The sequence below is a fragment of the Hymenobacter frigidus genome (assembly GCF_014640435.1).
Lineage (GTDB): Bacteria > Bacteroidota > Bacteroidia > Cytophagales > Hymenobacteraceae > Hymenobacter > Hymenobacter frigidus.
On record NZ_BMGY01000030.1, the window covers coordinates 1 to 16,994 of the forward strand.

A 16,994-nucleotide genomic window follows, 5' to 3' on the forward strand; every position below is an offset into this window, starting at 1 on the left:
CTTAGAGCGCTCATGCCAGCAAAAAAGACAAAGCTAAGCGGCCCTTTTTAATGCGTTTACCCTGGGGGTTTGGGGCGGTTCAAGGGGCGGCGCTGATAACCAGAACGTCATGTCGAGCGCAGCCGAGACATCTCGCCGGGTCGTCCTTACGATTGGGTTACAGCACCGGGCGAGATGTCTCGGCTGCGCTCGACATGACGTTCTTTTTCATGCGACTCCTCCCCTCATTCCACCTCACAAACACCCAACCCACCGGAAACCTTCCCTCCTTCCCTGTCGTTTCACCTCTACCGCGTACCTTCGCGGCCCGCTTAGCCTTTCGAGGCGACCGCGGGACTCGTTCTTTACCATTTGGGGATGACCGGAATTGACAGCTTGCGCAAATTGCGGGTAAGCGTGCCAGGAGTTGATGGAAGCTCTCCTGTCAAAAAATCTATCAAACAACAACTGGCGACTATTCGTACGCCATGGCTGCCTAATTCAGAATTAGGTAATTGCCATCGTTCCGCCCGGGTAAGTTTCTACACCTGGGAGTTCGGAGCGTCGTAAGTAGAAAATAGCCTTCGGGGAGCTGTGACTCGGGGGCGAAACTCCACTGTAGCTAGGGAGATTTCAAAGGCCTGACTGACGCCTGAAATTTCATGAAAATCCAAGTCTGGATACGCACGTAGAAAGCACGTTGATTTCCTTGTCTGGACCAGGGTTCGAATCCCTGCATCTCCACCCAATTATGAAAAAAGCCCCACTGGTCGCACGACCAGCGGGGCTTTTTTTTGCCTCACAATTTGGGGTTGCCCAACTGGGCTACTCCTGGCTTTTCTTTTTGACCATGGTCATAATCGTGGCTACGGCCACGGTTTCGCTCGTTTCGTCGGTTACGGTCACCAGCCAGCGCACGATGCCTTTGGCGATGTCGGTTTCGTCGCGCTTTTCCTGGCCGACCTTTTCCTTCACTGTGAGCTGCACGCCGATGGTGGTGCCGGGGTACACGGGCTTGGTGAAGCGGCACTCGTCAAGACCATAATTCAGCAAAACGGGGCCTTTGCGCGGGTCCACAAACATGCCGGCGGCCTTGCTCAGGATGTAGTAGCCGTGGGCCACGCGGCCGGTGAAGAGTGTGCCATCCAACGAAGTAGCGTCGACGTGGGCGTAGAAATTATCGCCCGATACGTTGGCAAAGTTGCTGATATCGGCTTCCGTCACGGTGTGCTTGTGGGTGGTGTAGGTCTGGCCGATTTCCAGCTCCTCGAAGTAGTGCTGAAACGGGTGCTTGTCGTATTCCAGCTGCTTTGCGCCGGTCTGGTACACCTGCGTGATGGCCGTAATCATGCTGGGCGAGCCTTGCAGGGCCACGCGCTGCATAAAGTGCTCCACGCCCCGGATGCCGCCCATTTCCTGGCCGCCGCCGGCCCGGCCGGGACCGCCGTGAATGAGCTGCGGCAACGGCGAGCCGTGGCCGGTGCTTTCCTTGGCCATTTCGCCGTTCAGCACCAGAATGCGGCCGTGGTGGGTGGCGGCGCCCAGCACGAAATCCTGCGCGGTGCGCGGGTCGTTGGTTGCCAGCGAGCACACCAGCGAGCCTTTGCCGAGGTTGGCGATGGCCACGGCTTCGTCGGTATCGCGGTAGGGCATCAGGGTCACGACCGGACCGAAGGCTTCGACTTCGTGGCTGTCGAGGTGCCGAAACGGGTCATTGTTCAGCAGCACGATGGGCGAGATGAACGCGCCTTTGGTGCTGTGCGCGCCCCGGTCCTGACCCAGAATTTCGACGTTATCAAGGTCGCCGTAGACGATGGGCGTAGTCTTGGCGAGCTGCCGCACCCGCTCGCGGAGCTGCTCGGCCTGGGCCCGGCCGGCCAGCGCGCCCATGCGCACGCCCTCGGCCTGCGGGTGGCCCACGGTAGTTTGGGCCAGGGCCTTGCCTAGGGCAATTTGTACGTCTTCCAGGAACTCAGCGGGCACGATGGCGCGACGGATAGCCGTGCATTTCTGCCCGCACTTGGCCGTCATTTCCTTACGCACTTCTTTGATGAACAGGTCAAATTCGGGCGTGCCGGGCTTGGCATCGAGGCCCAGCACGGCGGCGTTCAGCGAGTCGGCTTCCATCGTGAAGGGCACGGCTTCCTCGTTGATGCGCGGGTGGGCCCGCAGCTTGCGCCCCGTAGTGGCCGAGCCGGTGAACGTGACCACATCCTGGTAGGTGACGTGGTCGAGGATGCCGTGGCCCGAGCCGATGACCAGCTGCAAGGCCCCGGCCGGCAAGATACCGGAGGCAATAATCTCGCGCACCACGGCCTCAGTGAGGTAGGCGGTGGGCGTGGCGGGCTTAACCACGGCGGGCATGCCGGCCAGCAGGTTCACCGCAATTTTCTCCAGCATACCCCAAATGGGGAAGTTGTAAGCATTAATGTGCACGGCCACGCCCTCGCGGGGCACCATCAGATGCTGCGCCATGAAGGTGCCGCCCTTCGACAGGCCCACTGGCTCGCCCTCCACATAAAACGGCTTGTCGGGAAACTTGCGGCGCAGCGAGGCGTTGGCGAACAAGTTGCCGATGCCGCCTTCGATGTCAATCCACGAATCGGCGCGGGTCGCGCCCGAGCGGTAGCTCAACTCGTAAAACTGCTCCTTCTTCTCCTGTAAGTGGAAAGCCAGCGCCTTGAGCATACGGCCGCGCTCGTGAAAGGTCATTTTGCGCAGGGCCGGGTTGCCGACCCGGCGGCCGTAGTCGAGGATGGCGGCGAAATCGAGCCCTTCGGTATTGGCCACGGCGATAAGGTCGCCGGTGCTGGCGTCGAGCAATTCCTGCTGGGTGCCCGAGCCGGGCATCCAGTGGCCAAGAGCGTAGTTTTCGATAATCGGAGTCATGTCAGGGATGGGTGGGATGAGGCGAAAAAGTTAGGCCGGAAACCGCATACAGCGCCCCGGGACCGAGTTTTGCTACTGCACCAGCTGGGCAAACAGTCGCGTGAGCGTATCGGCCGCATCGGCGCAGCGGCCGGGGTGCACGGGCGAGCATTGCACCACAGTACTGCGGGTGGCCGTGAGCCAGCGAAACCGCTCAGCAATGGGTAGCTGGCCGATGGTGCCGCCAGTGGCCCGGCCCTGGCAAATACGCTCGAAGGCGTGCAGACGGGCAGTTATTTCCTCCTGCTCCAAATCCGGGGCAAAGGCGCGCAGTCGGGCCGCGGGCAGCGCACACCGGGTTTCGAGAAAGCCCAGGCTACGGCAGTACAGAATAACGCCGATGTTCAAAAACTCCTCGCGCTCCACGCGGGGCACCACGCGCAGCACGGCGTACTCAAATACGTGCATGGCGGGCGTCCTGAGCTTCCTGAACAAAGATTTCGGAGGCCGCCAGCCGCGCTTCAAGGAAGCGCACGTAGTCGGCGCGCTGGGCTTCGGGCGGGGCGTCGCCGTTGGTCAGCCACTCGTCGGGCACCAGGGCCACGATGGCGCGGAAGACCTCGGGCGTGAGGCGGGCGCGGTAGTCGGCGTCTACCTCGGCCAACTCACTGGCCTGGGGCAGCAGCACATGGTCCTTCACCTGTGGGAATGGGCGCGGGCGGGGCGCGGCCCATTCCGGGCCGGCGTGGTGGGCATAAAGGGCCGCGCCGTGGTCAATCAGCCACAGCTCCTTGTGCCACATCAGCAGGTTGGTGTTGCGGGCGGTGCGGTCCACGTTCAGCGTCAGGCAGTCGAGCCACACAAGTTGCGAAGCCAGCCGCGGCTCGACGGTGGTCACCAGCGCATCGAAGGTGATGGCCCCGGAGAGGTAGTGCAGGGCGAGGTTGCGGCCGGTGCTGGCCCGCAGCAGGTCCTGAATTTCCTCATCGGGCTCGGTACGGCCGAAGGATTCATCCAGCTCGCAGAACACCAGCTCGGGCACCCGCAGGCCCAGTACGCGAGCTATTTCGCCCACAATCAGCTCGGCAATCAGGGCCTTCACGCCCTGGCCCGCGCCTCGGAATTTGAGCACGTAGAGAAAATTGTCGTCGGCCTCGACCAGCGCCGGCAGCGAGCCGCCCTCGCGGAGCGGGGTCACGTAGCGCGTCACGGCCACGGTTCGGAGTTCAGGAACAACGGTTGCCGACATGCGGTATTGAATGGGAAAATTGCCGTGCAAAGGACGGACATTTTTCGGAGGGCAGAATCAGAATGAAGTAGAACGTTCGGGCTACTGCACCAAAATCAGGCTAATTTCAAGGTGCCGACCAGGAAGTTATTGTCGTAGGGAGCGCGTTTACGCTTGCGTTTGTTGCTGATGTTCTCCGGGGTTTGGCTCAATAAGTACGGCGCCATTTTACGCAAAGCATTGACGGTGAGGGCGGCGTTAGCGGTTCGCAGGCGGCACTGGTCCTCGCCGAAGGTCATGTCGGGTTGCCGATGCAGCGGGTTTTCAATGGACCAATGCTGCCGGACCAACCGGGCGTAGGCAGCCGGGTCGGGGTCGGTCACACTGCTCCGGCAAAAGCGTTGGGAGTGGGCCATGCCCGTAGCCGTGTGCCGTTCGGTTTCCACCAGCCCGAGCGTGCGCAACTCCGTCCAGGTCGTCGCAGCCCGCCAACGTGCCGCAGAGCAGCAACGCCAGCACATCTGCCAGCTGGTGCAGACAGCGACCCCGCACCCGAAAATCAGTCACTGTCAAAAAAGACTCAAAAGTAGACATCCCCAAAATCAGCGGCTAGTTTTGGTGCGGAAGCCCTGTTTAGGAGTTGGAATGAAGGAGATACCGAGTAGCGGGCCAATCGTTACAGCGGCCCCAAAAAAATACCGGCAGGCCGGGAGATAAGGCGACGGTGATTAGATAACACGCTTGTAATGTTGCGGTAATGGGTTCCTAATAGTTTTGGTAATTCATTCCACCAAGCCTCTCTTCTATGCCCTTCCACGCTTACTCTTCTCGATTTGCAACTGCTTTTACGCTGACGCTCAGTTTGGCTGGTATCGCCGCCCGGGCCCAAGCCGTGCCCGACCTGGGCTTTACCGGGGCCGCCACGCCGCTCATCGTGGCCGAAAACGCAAGCAGCGTGACGTTGCCGCTCAGTATTCGCAACGCCAACGCCACGGCCAGCACCGTGCAGGTGGTGGTAGCCCCGCTGGGCACGGCCACGGCCGGCGCTGATTTCACCTTCGCCACTGCCCAAACCCTGACGTTTGCGCCGGGCAGCACCACACCGGTCACACTCACGCTGCCTATTACCGATGATGCCACGACCGAGCCCGCCGAATACTTCACTGTGCGCCTCCAGAATCCCACCAACGCTACCCTCACGGCCGGCACTACCGAGTTCCTGGTGTTTATCAAGGATAACGACACGCCGGCCCCGACGCGCACCGGCAACCTGCGCCTCAACCTGCTGGGCAGCTACCAAAACGGCGCGAGCGGCACCAATTCGGCCGAAATCGTGGCCCACGACCCCAGCACGCAGCGCCTGTACGTGGCCAACTCCATTGGCGGCAAGCTTGATATTCTCAACTTCGCCACGCCCGGCATGCTCACGCCGGTGGCATCCATCAACATGGCCCCGTACGGCGGCATCAACTCGGTGGCGGTGCGCAACGGCCTGGTAGCCTGCGCCGTAGAAGACGCCGTGCTGCAGAACGCGGGCAAAATCGTGTTTTTCGACCAGAACGGCTTGTTTATCAAGCAAGTGACGGCCGGCAGCCTGCCCGATATGATAACCTTTTCGCCCGATGGCCGCTACGTCATCACGGCCAACGAAGGCGAGCCCAACGCGGCCTACACCAACGACCCCAACGGCTCGGTGTCGGTAGTGGACCTGACCAGCGGCATCGCCGCCGTGACCCAGGCCAGCGTCACCACCGTCGATTTCAGCGCCTATAATAGTCAGGCAGCCGCCTTGCGGGCGACCGGCATTCGCATCTACGGCGGGCCGGCGGGCACGCCCAGCACCGTGGCGCAGGATTTGGAGCCGGAGTACGTGGCCGTGTCGGCCGATTCGCGCACGGCCTACGTCGGCTTGCAGGAAAACAACGCCGTGGCCACGCTGGACCTCACCACCATGCAGTTCACCAGCCTGCGACCCATTGGCTACCAAGACCACAGCCAGTCCGGTTTCAGCTTCGATGCCTCGGACCAGGCCGCCGATGTGCTGCTGGCCAACTGGCCCGTGCGCGGCATGCGCCAGCCCGATGCCATTGCCTCTTTCGAGCTGCCCGCCAGCCTGGGCGGCGGCCGCTACCTCATCACGGCCAACGAGGGCGATGCCCGCGAATACACGGCCCTTACCGAAGCGGTGCGTCTTGGGGATGCCGGCTACGTGCTCGACCCCACGGTTTTTCCACAGGCTGCGGTGCTAAAAAGAGCCAGTGCCCTGGGCCGCCTGAACGTGACCAACCGCCTCGGCGACACCGATGGCGACGGCGATTTCGACGAGGTTTATGCCTTTGGCGGCCGCTCATTCAGCATTCTCAACGCCACCACCGGCGCGCTGGTGCATGACAGCGGCGACTTACTGGAGCGACTCACCAGCACCGATGCCGCGTTTGGCAGCATTTTCAACGCCAGCAACACCACGGGCAACCCCGTGCGGAAAAACCGCTCCGACGACAAAGGCCCCGAGCCCGAAGGCACCACCATCGGCATGATTCGCGACACGACCTACGCCTTCGTGAGCCTGGAGCGCCAGGGCGGCGTGCTTATCCTGAACGTAAACGACCCAGCCAACCCGCGCCTGGTGCAGTACCTCAACAACCGCAGCCTGACCACTGGCACCGGCGACCAGGGCCCCGAGGGCCTCCTATTCGTATCGGCTGCCAACAGCCCCACTGGCTCGCCCCTGCTGATTTTGGCCAACGAAGTGAGCAGCACAGTAGCCGTGTACCAGATTGGTCTGCGTGGCGTAGTCACAGCCCTAAAAAACGGCCTCATCGCCCCCGCCGCCCTCTATTGCTACCCCAACCCCGCCGTGCCCGGCGCGGCGGTGCGCCTCAGCCGACCCGTAGCCGGCGCCTTGCTCGACGGCCTGGGCCGCGTGGTGCGCCAGCTGCCGGTGGCCACCGACCAGCTCAATGTACAGGGCCTGCCCGCCGGCTTCTACCTGCTGCGCGCCGCCGACGGAGCCACCAGCCGTTTGGTAGTGCAGTAGAACTGCTTCCAGAATTTCGATTATGGGAAACTCCCTGTTCGCACCATGCGGACAGGGAGTTCCTTTTTAACCTGCTCACAGTCACTAATTACCTGGACAATTACTCTTAATTATATGAAGCTCCTTAATCCGAGCAGTACGCAGCCCAAAACATCAATTTATGAGCTCTTTGGTCGCACCAAACCGGCCCTGCAAATGTGGAGGAGGTCAACCATAATCGATTGTTTTTAGACATACAAATAGCTGATTTAAAATTATTTATCTCATTACAATATTTTGTCATTTTGTAACTATTGCTCCCTTCGGCTGCGTAAAGAATGACGAGATGCAGCAGTACTGCCGTGTCAGAATTTAGCCTCGTTTTTTCAACACTATCAAATTATCCAACTATGAAAACCAGCAAAATCTTTCTCGCCGCCTTTTTCGTCCTTGGTCTCAGCAGCACCGCTTTTGCCCAAACTACGCCGGGCGGTACCCCAACTATGCCCAACGGTACCACGACTACCCCCAACGGCACCATGTCGAACCCCAACGGTAGCATGACTACGCCCAGCGGCACCATGCCGAACCCCAACGGTACCATGACCTCGCCTAACGGCACTATGACCACCCCACGCTCCACTGAGGGGACCACCTACGACCGCGACCGCCAAGACCGTGGTAACATGAAGAGCAAAAGCAATATGCCGAAGGGCAGAGGCAAAATGAAAAACAGGCCCATGAACTAACCATTTGTATATCAGCCGCTTATTTGTGTATAAGCCGACTGTTTCATCAGAAGCAGTCGGCTTTATTTTTTGCTACTTATCCTACTTCCATGAAATCAGCCTTCTTATTTACCAGCCTGTTGCTGGCCGGCTCGGCCCAAGCCCAAACCGTGCCTTTCGACCCTTCCGCGCCGGTGCGCGGCGGCAGCCAGGGCCAAACCACCATCCCGCCCGTGAATCCGGCCCTGAACCAAAGTACCATTCAAGGCCCACCGGATATGCAGCGCACCGCCACCAACCGCGACGCGCAGCCCAGCCGCCTGCTGCCCGAACGCGGGTTCTCGCCCGCCGCCACGCCCGAATCCTCGCCCAACGCCGTGCCCGATATCCGGGAGCAACCTTTAATTAAAGACAACCGCCGGCGGCAGTCGACGGAAGTAACGCCCAGCCGTTCGCGCCGGAGCAGCAGCAGCAACGGGCAGCAGAACTGACCTACTGCCCTTGATGCACGAAAAGACCCCGTTCACAAAGATGAATGGGGCCTTTTCGTTGCAGCCGATGGGTTACCGCCGGGTACTATTTAGCAGCTTTCTCAGCGTGCGCCAACAGGTCGCTGCCGTGGCGGCGGAGGAGGTCGGCCAGTTCCACCAAGGGCTTTTGCAGGTCGGCAGAGGCTTGGGCACTCGCCTCACTGGTCTGATTGCCCAGCATGGTGAGCGAATTGCCGATGGCGCGGGCACTTAGGGCGCCACCGCTGAGCAGCGACTGCAGGTTGCCGATTTCGCGGGCAATGTCCTGTAGACCGGGCTGGCCACTTTGCAGAAACTGCTGCTGCCAGGTTTCGGTGTTGTCCATGGCCGAGCCCAGAGGCAAGCTGGTGAGGCCGTTTTTGAGGGCGCTAACGGTGGCAAGAAGGTGGTCTGAAGGCATGTTTTTGATGTAAAAATGTGAAGGTGTACTGATGTAAACGGGGTCGGTTTCTGCCAAGTCCGCAAGGCTGGTTGGCTATTTATTCACTGCTCACGGCCTTTTTGGCGCGCCGAACTTTGGGCGGCGCATTTGGGTCGGGCGGCAGGCTTAGGGGCGGACTGGGGATGTTGGGGGCGGGAACACTCAGGCCCAACTCACGCAGAATGGTTACGGCACGCAACGCGCTGGCTTCCTTGTTCTTAATTTCCAGCATCAGGTCCATGTCCAGACCGTGAAATTCCTGCAGGAAGCGGCGAAACTGGTCGTCGACCAAATCATCGGCGTGCTTGCCTTTGCGCTCGCCCAGCGCCTGCGAGCTGTAATCCATCATGGGCACGCCGTCGGCGGTGGGGTGCCAGGTGGCGGCGGCCAGGCGCAACGCCTCGGCCATAGGTTCGCCATGGTTGAGGCATTCGTGGTGGAAATTATCGAACAGAATGGGTACGCCGGTTTCGGCATGCAGCCGCAGGCAGTCGCGCAAGGGAAACAGCCGGTCGTCGTTTTCCACCACCACCCGGGCCTTCACGGCCGCGGGCAAGGTAGCGTGCACCGCCGCAAACCGGCTCAGGGCCAGTTCCCGGTCGCCATACAGTCCGCCCACGTGAATCTGGAGCTTAGCGGTGCCATCGAGGCCCATCAAATCCAGCATCGAACCCTGATAAATCAGCTCCTGAATGCTGCGCTGCACAATGTCGACGCTGGGCGAATTAAGCACCACAAACTGGTCGGGATGGAAGCTCACCCGCAGATTATTAGCCTTGATGTAGTCGCCAATTACCTGGAAATCGGCCGCGAAATGGGTCTGCCAGGGAAAAGTATTGATGGGGTGCGAGCCGAAAGGCACAATGCCCGAGCCCATCCGAAAAAAGAGCAGGCCTTGGGCCACGTTCCATGCCAGCATCCGGCGCAGGCAAGCGAGGTTAGCCGTCACGGCCGCTACCAGCCGCTCGTCGGCGTACGAGGCCAACCGAAAGGTATTGGCGGCGCTGCAGTCCATCGCCTCGTTCACGCAAGGATACCCAATTTTCATACCCTAGGCTTACGGCAAGGGCTGAAGATGGGTTGGCAATGAAGGTAGTGACGGCTAAACCAGCCCGTCATGTTCAATTTTAGTGAAGGCTTATTGGTCGTAGCCGCGATTGTCGCGGAAGGCCTTGTTATACTCGGCGCGGACCTTGCGGGCCTTTTCGGCTTTCTGGTTGGCTTCAATCTCCTCCATCTTGCGGCGCTGCTTGCCCTCGCGCGAAAATTGGTCGTAAATCAGGCTGATGGGGCTTTGAATGGTGGGCACCGGCATTTTGGGCGCAGTGGTGTCCACGGCAAACAACGGCTTGGGCTTGGGGGGGCGCTTGGCCCCGCTCGCCACGGGCACGGGCGGCCGTTTCATGTTGCGCAGCGCCCGGTTGATGATGGCGCGGTCGGGCCGGTCGGCGATTACCTGCACTTCGCCCAGGCGCACGCTGTCGCGGGCCAACTGAATGCGCACTACCAGCTGCGAGAGGCCCGTGCCGCCCAGCGCCATTCGCTGGGTTTTATAGCCCAGGGCCCGGAACAGAACGGTATCGGTGGTCAATACGTCGATGGTGAAGTCGCCGGTGGTGCTCGTGACCACGCCGCGGCGCGTGCGCTGCACCTGCACGGTAACCCCCGGAATAGACAGGCGCGTACCGGCCTCACTCACCGAGCCGCTCACGCGCACTTGCTGCGCCTGGACGTATCCCGTGCCCACACCTGCCAGCAGCCACACGGCTACCAGCAGACTCAGCCCCCGGCCCAGCCGGCCCCAGCCGGCCCACACACGAAACAATACTTCGACAGCCATCAATCAGATTAACGCAACGCTACCACAAAGTAGCAACCCATAGAGCCAAAAAAAGCCCGCGCCGTTGCAGGCGCGGGCTGGAAACACGGGGCCAGAGGCCGCCGTTCACTATTCCATTTTGGTTTTTTCGCCTTCAGCGGGCTTCATTTTTACGGTGCCATCATCGCCGTCTACTTTGGTTTTGTTGCCCGCAGCGTCTTTGATTTTGATGTCGCCATCGGCTTTCACCTTGATTTTTCCGCCTTCACCGGCATCCATCGACTTCATGTTGCTGCTGGTACTGCCCGACGACATGGCGTCGGCGGAAGTGTTATCCGTGGTCGACATGGTCGAGGCATCGGGCGTGTAGCTGTTGTCGTAGTCGTAGTACGTCGAACGGCTCGCCTCGTAGGCCTGGTACTGCGTGGGGTCCGTGAACACGGTCTTGAACTCGGTATCGGTTTCCATATTGGCCTCCCGCATGGCGGCGGCCATGCCGGTGGTGTCGGCAGTGTACCGGGTGCTCATCTCGTTCATGCGCTTGTAGCGGTTCACGTACACGGTGCGGATTTTGGCTTTCGTAGCCTCATCCGTGATTTTCATATCGGCCACCATTTTGTTGGCAATGCGCTGGGCGCGGGCGTTCATGTCGGCTTCCGACATGGCGGTGGTAGTCGTCGTGGTCGTTGTCGTGGTGGTGCCGTCGGCAGGGACAGTGGTTACCTCGGTGGTTTTTTCCTGCGAGCAGGAAGCCAGCGAAAGGGCAGCAGCACCCGCGAGAATCAACAGGGAATTTTTCATAAAGAAGAAAGGGGGATTGAGAAAAGCAGACCGTAAGTCGGTTTGGGGGCGCTTTACGGCGATGTTCCTGCAGATGTTGTCATTACCCTTTCCCAAGCATCTGATTACTTAGGCGCGGCGTAATTCAAATACCGTAATTTCCGGCAAGAAACCCACCCGGCCGGGGTATCCCAAAAAGCCCAGCCCCACGTTGACGTACAGCTTTTGGCGGCCCTGCTCGTAGAGGCCGGCCCACTGCTTATACACGTATTTCACCGGGCTCCACTTCAGAAAGGGCAGATTCACGCCGAACTGCATGCCGTGGGTGTGGCCGCTAAGGGTGAGGTCGATATCGGGGTAGTTGAGCACCTGCGCTTCCCAGTGCGAAGGGTCGTGCGAGAGCAGGATTTTGAACGGCGCGTCGCCGCTCGCGGCGTGGGCCTGGGGCAGGTTGCCGTGCTTGGGGAAGTTGGCGTGGCTGCTCCAGTTCTGCACGCCCAGCACCGAGATTTTATCATCGCCCCGCGTGATGGTGTGGCTGGTATCGTTGAGCAGCGTCCAGCCGATTTTGGCGTGGTTCTGCATCAGCCGCTCCAGGTTGGCGCGTTTTTCGGCGGGGCTTTCCCACTGCACGTAGTCGCCGTAGTCGTGGTTGCCGAGGCTGGAAAAAATGGGCAGTTCGGACCTTATTTGCTGCAGGGCCGGGATGTGCGGCTCCACCTCGGTGGCACGGTTGTTCACCAGGTCGCCGGTCATCAGAATAAGGTCGGCCCCCTGCCGGTTTATCATGGCCACGGCCCGCTCCAGCGGCTCCGTCGAGTTGAAGCTGCCGGTGTGCAGGTCGGAAATCTGCAGCACTTTGAAGCCATCGAAAGCCAGTGGCAGGTTGGGGTAGCGCAAGGTCACGCGGCGCACCGTGTAATCGGTACCGCCCTTCGCCATGCCCCAGAGCAGCGCAAAAAACGGGATGGCTCCCAGTCCCAGCGCCAATTTGGCCAGGAATTCGCTGCGCGGAATGGCCTCACCCACGCTCCCGGCGGGCCGCGTGGCCGCGCCCACGCCCCAGCGGCCCAGGCGCGTGAGGTCCTCCAGCAATAGCGGCAGCAGCATGAGCAGCTTGGCCCCCAGCAGCAGCAGCGGCAGGCTCATGAGGTAGCTTTTTAGCACGGTGTTGCCAGTCTGGCGCGTCGAGCCCGCCCAAAATGCCAGCCCCCAGACGCCCACCGTGAGCAGCCAGTAGGCCACGGCCGCGCCACGCCGAGCATTAGGCGATAGGTGCTGCGCCACCGTACGAACGGCTTGGTAACCATACCACTCGGCCAGCACTATTGCGGCCAGCATTAACCATAAAACCAACGGATTTCGCATAAATAAATTTGAGTCAGATTAAGCCGTTACACCTTAGTGCACCAGCAGCTTCGGGGCTTAAACGCGCCCGGCCGCCTTTTGCTTTACATTTAATTCGCTTTTTACATTCTACCCCACTGCGCCGCATGGAAAATCCTGCCCCACTGCCCAACTCCGCGGCCCTCCCGGCCGCAGCCGCTGCCCCACCCTACGCCGCGCCCGGCGCGCTGGGCATCAAGAGCTGGGCTGAGGAAGACCGGCCGCGCGAAAAGCTGCAAGCCAAAGGCCGCGCCGCCCTTTCCGACGCCGAGCTGGTTGCCATTCTGCTGGGCTCGGGCACGGTGAAACTGTCGGCCGTGGACGTGGCCAAGCTCATGCTGCAAGGCGTGAACAACGACCTCAACGCCCTGGCCCGTGAGAGCGTGAAGCAGCTCTGCCGCCACCCCGGCATCGGCGAGGCCAAGGCCATTGCCGTGGTAGCCGCCCTGGAGCTGGGCCGCCGCCGCAAGGAAGTCGACGCCGCCTCGCGCACCACCATCACCTGCTCGCGCGACATCTACAACCTGATTCGGCCCAACCTGATGGACCTGCCCCACGAAGAATTCTGGGTCATTCTCCTGAACCGAGCCAACGTGGTGATGCGCAAAACGGCTATCAGCCGCGGCGGCGTGGCCGGCACGGTAGCCGACCCCAAAATGATTTTCAAAGAAGCGCTGGAACAGCTGGCCAGCAGCATTATCCTGGTGCACAACCACCCCAGCGGCAACCGCAGCCCCAGCGCCGCCGATATCCAACTCACCAAGAAACTCAAGGAAGCCGGCAATTTCCTGGATTTGCCCATCCTCGACCACCTCATTTACTCCGACCAAGGCTACTACAGCTTTGCTGATGAGGGCATGCTGTAGTTTTGGTAAAATCACCGTTTTGCTGAACGAGTAGCGTTGTGGAATTAGGCGCCAGCGGGCATCTTTGCCATATCCCCCTTTGGGCATGGCGTCCTGCTTAGGTGCCGTTGGGACAAGGGTTAACAGTAAATGAAAAAAGTTTTCCTCCTTCTCATGCAGGCAATTCTTCTGACTGCCTCCTGTGCCAGGATAGACAGGGGACAAAACATTCATGCCGATTTTATGGACTTCGTATATCTCGAAGACCACAATCAATTTGTGTATAAATCCCGCGTCAATGCAGTCGCCGATACCGAATTTTTCCTAACCACCCGGTTCAGAGTAAATCTACCCAAGAACTTAAAAAACTGGCAAAGCTCCGGTAATGTATTTGTCTTTGAGTACGATAAGAAACAAATAATCTATATTCAAGCAGCCTATAAAAACAAGAGCCAGCTCCGGAAACCCACGATACGAGATGTTGACAACCAAGAGATTGATGAACGGCTGAGCCCGTACTGGAACGAGAGGAAGTATCACAAAAACACGTTGAAAGGTGGCCAAGCCGGCAGGGTTTCCAAGGTGTACTCCGATGGAAGGGTGGTGGTGTTATTATACAATGTCAAACAGGAGAACTTTGACCATTTCCTGAGCCTAACAAGCGGGCTAACCTATCTCGACTGAGAAAAGGCTCCTTTTTATGAACACTATCTTAAACCTCTGTAGAATTTTGCAAATTGTGACCTCAACTCCATAAAAGTTTAAGAAACTGGTTCATCCTTTAAAGTTTAGTCAAGCAGCTTTCGAGATGAGTTTCGCAAACTCCATTTCCTACACTTATACGGCCAGTCTTCCCTCAAGCGAGCCCGCTACTTCGCGGCCCGAATCTCCGCCACGGCCTGCTCTACCAGCCCGGCGGCGTGGGCGGCGTGGGCCCCGGCCGCCTGGCGCGCCTGAACCTGGCGTAGCAGCCCGATGATTCGTTCGGAATCGATAAACGCCTTGAATTCCACCGTCAGGTCTTTGATGCGCGCAATGCCTTGGTTTAGGGCCGTAGCATCATCAAGGTGGCCGAGGAACTCACCAATACCGGGCAGCATGTTGAAACGGCCGCTGGGGTCGGCGGCATCGTACTTGGCCAGCACCAACGGCCATTGTGCCGGGCCGCCCGCCTGACCGTATACATTCACCATAGCCGTAGTCAGGGCGCCTTTGTTATCGGCTTCAAAAGCCGTGGCGCGGGCCAGCGCCTGCGCCGGATTCAAAGGCAACAGCCCTTGCAGCGCCGCCGCCTGCACCCGGTACGACTTGCTCTCCATCGCCTTAGTGAATAGCGTAGCGTAGCGCTTTTCCTGCAAAGTGCCCAGCGCCATGAGGGCAGCGGCCTGCACCGGCACCGCCGAATCGGTGGCGGCCAGCAGGGCCAGCAGCGGCGCGGCGGCTTTGCGCAGCGCCGCGTTTTTGAGGTCTGTGCTTTCCACGGCCAACTGCCGGAGCATAGGGGATTTATCGCTCAGGCCCGCTACCAGCAGTTGCCGAGCTAGTGGTTCCGTCAGTTGCGCTTGGGCGGCAGCCAGGGCTTCGCGGCGGTCGAGGTAGCGCGGGGCGTGGCGGTATTGGTAGGCGTATTCGGCCAGGGATTTGTGGTCCTCCTTCTGCCAGACCAGCACTTTTTCCGCGTCCACGTTCACCAAATCCGGCTTGGCAGCGGCTGGGAAATACAGCGTGTCCACGGCGTGGCGCAGGGTGGCGGCGTAGCGCTGGGCGCGGCCGTTGGTATAAATATCCACCTTGAGCGGCAGCACAAACGGCCGCACGGCCTGAGTCTGACGCACCACCACGGCCTGCCGCTGGCGAGCCGCATCCCACTGGTAGTCAATGGTGACGATAGGGTGACCTGCGCCATAATACCACTGATTAAAAAACCAGTTCAAGTCGCGGCCCGAAGCTTCTTCCAGCGCCAGTCGCAGTTGGTGCGGCTCGCCGGTGCCAAAAGCGTTTTGCGTGAGGTAGCGTTGCAGGCCCCGGAAAAACACGTCCTCACCCAGCTCGGCCCGCAGCATGTTCAGAATGCTGCCGCCCTTCTGGTAGGTCACGGCGTCGAACATGTCCTCCTTATCGGCATACTGAAAGCGGGCCAGCGGCTTGGCATAATTGGCCGGGTTGCGGAAGTAGATGCGCAGGCTGCGGTCGGCCTGCGCGGCGCCGGCATCGGGGCCGTGGGCGTACTCGGCCCACAGCACCTCGCTGAAGTTGGCAAACGACTCGTTCATGGTCAGCGTGCTCCAGCTTTCGCAGGTCACGTAGTCGCCAAACCAGTGATGGAACAGTTCGTGGGCGATTTCGCGCTCCACGCCCGAATATTCCCAATCCAGCAGCTCGCGGGCCGAACCCTGGGCCTGCTCCCCGAACAGCGCGGCGGTGGTGTTTTCCATGGCCCCGCTCACGTAGTCGCGGCACGCTATCTGGCTGTATTTATTCCACGGAAACGCCACGCCGAGGCGTTCGGAGAAAAACTCCAGCATCCGCGGCGTGTCACCGAAAATGGTTTTGGCCTGGGCGGCGTAGCGGGGCTCCAAGTAATAGTTTACCTCCTTGCCGCGCCAGCTGTCCTGGTAAATTTTGAAGTCGCCCACGGCCAGCATAAACAAATACGGGGCGTGCGGCTGGTCCATTTTCCAGGTGTCGGTGCGCAGGCCGGGGCCGGCGGGCGCTTGCGCGGTGAGCTGGCCATTGCTGAGCGTGACGTACTTGGCGGGCACGGTCAAGCTGATTTCGGACGTGGTTTTCTGGTTGGGCCGGTCAATGGTCGGAAACCAAACCGAGCTGGCTTCCGACTCGCCCTGCGTCCAGATTTGCACCGGCTTGCCGCTCACCGCGCTGTCGGGGTTGATGAAATACAGTCCTTTGGCACCGCGAATGGCCGCGCTGCCCCTGGCCCCCAGCTCATCGGGCTTGGCCGTGTATTCGATGTAAACGGTGTAGGGCTGGTTTGCCGGTATCATCCGACCCAGGTGCACCAGCAGCTGCCGCTGGTCGTAATCAAATTTCAACGGCTGCTGGCCAGCGCCCTGCAGCAGCGCCACTGCTTTAATGTCCATGCCTTTGGCATCGAGCCGCAGCGAATCGATGGCGGTGGCGTGGGGTTTCAGCGTGAGCCACTCCTTGCCGTAGGCGTAGCGCCTGGCGTAATCGAACCGCAAATCGAGCTTGGTGTGCACCAAGTCGTTTACTTTGCGCTCGGTAGCGCGGTACGTGGTGGCAGTGGGCTGTTGGGCCGCCGCGGTAGCGGCCCAGCCCAGCCAGAGGGCCAGCAGCAAGGATTTTCGCATGAGGCGAACAAGGTAAGAAGGCTGTTGGTAGTGCAGGTTAGCAGCCTGGTTCAATTATTAGC

At 60.3% G+C, this 16,994-nt stretch carries 15 protein-coding genes, 1 other RNA gene and 1 pseudogene; 6 read left to right on the forward strand and 11 right to left on the reverse strand.

Going from position 1 to position 16,994, the window contains the following annotated elements:
• The first annotated feature begins 353 nt into the window (after positions 1-353).
• Positions 354-726: a transfer-messenger RNA gene (ssrA, locus tag IEW17_RS14560) on the forward strand.
• A 78-nt stretch (positions 727-804) separates the two neighbouring features.
• Here ssrA and paaZ read toward each other — a convergent pair.
• The 5 genes and pseudogenes from paaZ to IEW17_RS21510 form a co-directional block, all read right to left on the reverse strand.
• The gene (gene paaZ, locus IEW17_RS14565; RefSeq protein ID WP_188562788.1) at positions 805-2,868 is read right to left on the reverse strand and encodes a phenylacetic acid degradation bifunctional protein PaaZ; all 2,064 of its coding nucleotides are present in this window, start codon (positions 2,866-2,868) and stop codon (positions 805-807) included.
• 72 nt (positions 2,869-2,940) lie between these two features.
• Complete coding sequence (locus IEW17_RS14570; RefSeq protein WP_188562789.1) at positions 2,941-3,315, reverse strand: DUF3037 domain-containing protein; 375 nt, start codon at positions 3,313-3,315, stop codon at positions 2,941-2,943.
• On the reverse strand, positions 3,302-4,096 hold the full coding sequence (locus IEW17_RS14575; RefSeq protein WP_188562790.1) for a HipA family kinase: 795 nt from the start codon (positions 4,094-4,096) through the stop codon (positions 3,302-3,304). The genes IEW17_RS14570 and IEW17_RS14575 overlap by 14 nt, the downstream gene beginning before the upstream one ends.
• Positions 4,097-4,191: 95 nt before the next feature.
• A complete protein-coding gene (locus tag IEW17_RS14580) occupies positions 4,192-4,539 on the reverse strand; it encodes a hypothetical protein (protein WP_229749016.1) in 348 nt (115 codons plus the stop codon).
• Between the two features lie 31 nt (positions 4,540-4,570).
• Positions 4,571-4,669: pseudogene (locus tag IEW17_RS21510) on the reverse strand (hypothetical protein); the annotation flags it as partial.
• 211 nt (positions 4,670-4,880) lie between these two features.
• Between IEW17_RS21510 and IEW17_RS14590 the strand changes: the two are divergent.
• The 3 genes from IEW17_RS14590 (at position 4,881) to IEW17_RS14600 (ending at position 8,310) form a co-directional block, all read left to right on the forward strand.
• Positions 4,881-7,112 carry a choice-of-anchor I family protein gene (locus tag IEW17_RS14590; RefSeq protein ID WP_188562793.1) on the forward strand — a complete coding sequence of 744 codons (2,232 nt, stop codon included), beginning with the start codon at positions 4,881-4,883 and terminating at the stop codon, positions 7,110-7,112.
• A 389-nt stretch (positions 7,113-7,501) separates the two neighbouring features.
• A complete protein-coding gene (locus IEW17_RS14595) occupies positions 7,502-7,840 on the forward strand; it encodes a hypothetical protein (RefSeq protein WP_188562794.1) in 339 nt (112 codons plus the stop codon).
• A gap of 89 nt (positions 7,841-7,929) precedes the next feature.
• Complete coding sequence (locus IEW17_RS14600; protein ID WP_188562795.1) at positions 7,930-8,310, forward strand: hypothetical protein; 381 nt, start codon at positions 7,930-7,932, stop codon at positions 8,308-8,310.
• A gap of 85 nt (positions 8,311-8,395) precedes the next feature.
• Here IEW17_RS14600 and IEW17_RS14605 read toward each other — a convergent pair whose 3' ends face one another.
• The 5 genes from IEW17_RS14605 to IEW17_RS14625 form a co-directional block, all read right to left on the reverse strand.
• On the reverse strand, positions 8,396-8,749 hold the full coding sequence (locus IEW17_RS14605) for a hypothetical protein (RefSeq protein ID WP_188562796.1): 354 nt from the start codon (positions 8,747-8,749) through the stop codon (positions 8,396-8,398).
• A gap of 79 nt (positions 8,750-8,828) precedes the next feature.
• On the reverse strand, positions 8,829-9,818 hold the full coding sequence (gene uvsE / locus IEW17_RS14610) for a UV DNA damage repair endonuclease UvsE (RefSeq protein ID WP_188562797.1): 990 nt from the start codon (positions 9,816-9,818) through the stop codon (positions 8,829-8,831).
• A 90-nt stretch (positions 9,819-9,908) separates the two neighbouring features.
• On the reverse strand, positions 9,909-10,610 hold the full coding sequence (locus tag IEW17_RS14615) for a carboxypeptidase-like regulatory domain-containing protein (RefSeq protein ID WP_188562798.1): 702 nt from the start codon (positions 10,608-10,610) through the stop codon (positions 9,909-9,911).
• Positions 10,611-10,718: 108 nt separating this feature from the next.
• Positions 10,719-11,390: a hypothetical protein gene (locus IEW17_RS14620; protein WP_188562799.1), complete on the reverse strand. Its 672-nt coding sequence runs from the start codon at positions 11,388-11,390 to the stop codon at positions 10,719-10,721.
• 108 nt (positions 11,391-11,498) lie between these two features.
• Entirely contained in the window at positions 11,499-12,710 is a 1,212-nt protein-coding gene (locus tag IEW17_RS14625; RefSeq protein ID WP_229749017.1) for a metallophosphoesterase, read from the reverse strand.
• 152 nt (positions 12,711-12,862) lie between these two features.
• On the opposite strand from IEW17_RS14625, the gene radC reads away from it, so the two are divergent.
• The gene (gene radC / locus IEW17_RS14630; RefSeq protein ID WP_188562801.1) at positions 12,863-13,621 is read left to right on the forward strand and encodes a RadC family protein; all 759 of its coding nucleotides are present in this window, start codon (positions 12,863-12,865) and stop codon (positions 13,619-13,621) included.
• Between the two features lie 129 nt (positions 13,622-13,750).
• Positions 13,751-14,284, forward strand: coding sequence for a hypothetical protein (locus IEW17_RS14635; protein WP_188562802.1), 534 nt, complete (start codon positions 13,751-13,753; stop codon positions 14,282-14,284).
• A gap of 185 nt (positions 14,285-14,469) precedes the next feature.
• On the opposite strand, the gene IEW17_RS14640 is transcribed toward IEW17_RS14635, so the two are convergent.
• On the reverse strand, positions 14,470-16,932 hold the full coding sequence (locus tag IEW17_RS14640; RefSeq protein ID WP_188562803.1) for a M1 family metallopeptidase: 2,463 nt from the start codon (positions 16,930-16,932) through the stop codon (positions 14,470-14,472).
• Positions 16,933-16,994: the final 62 nt, after the last annotated feature.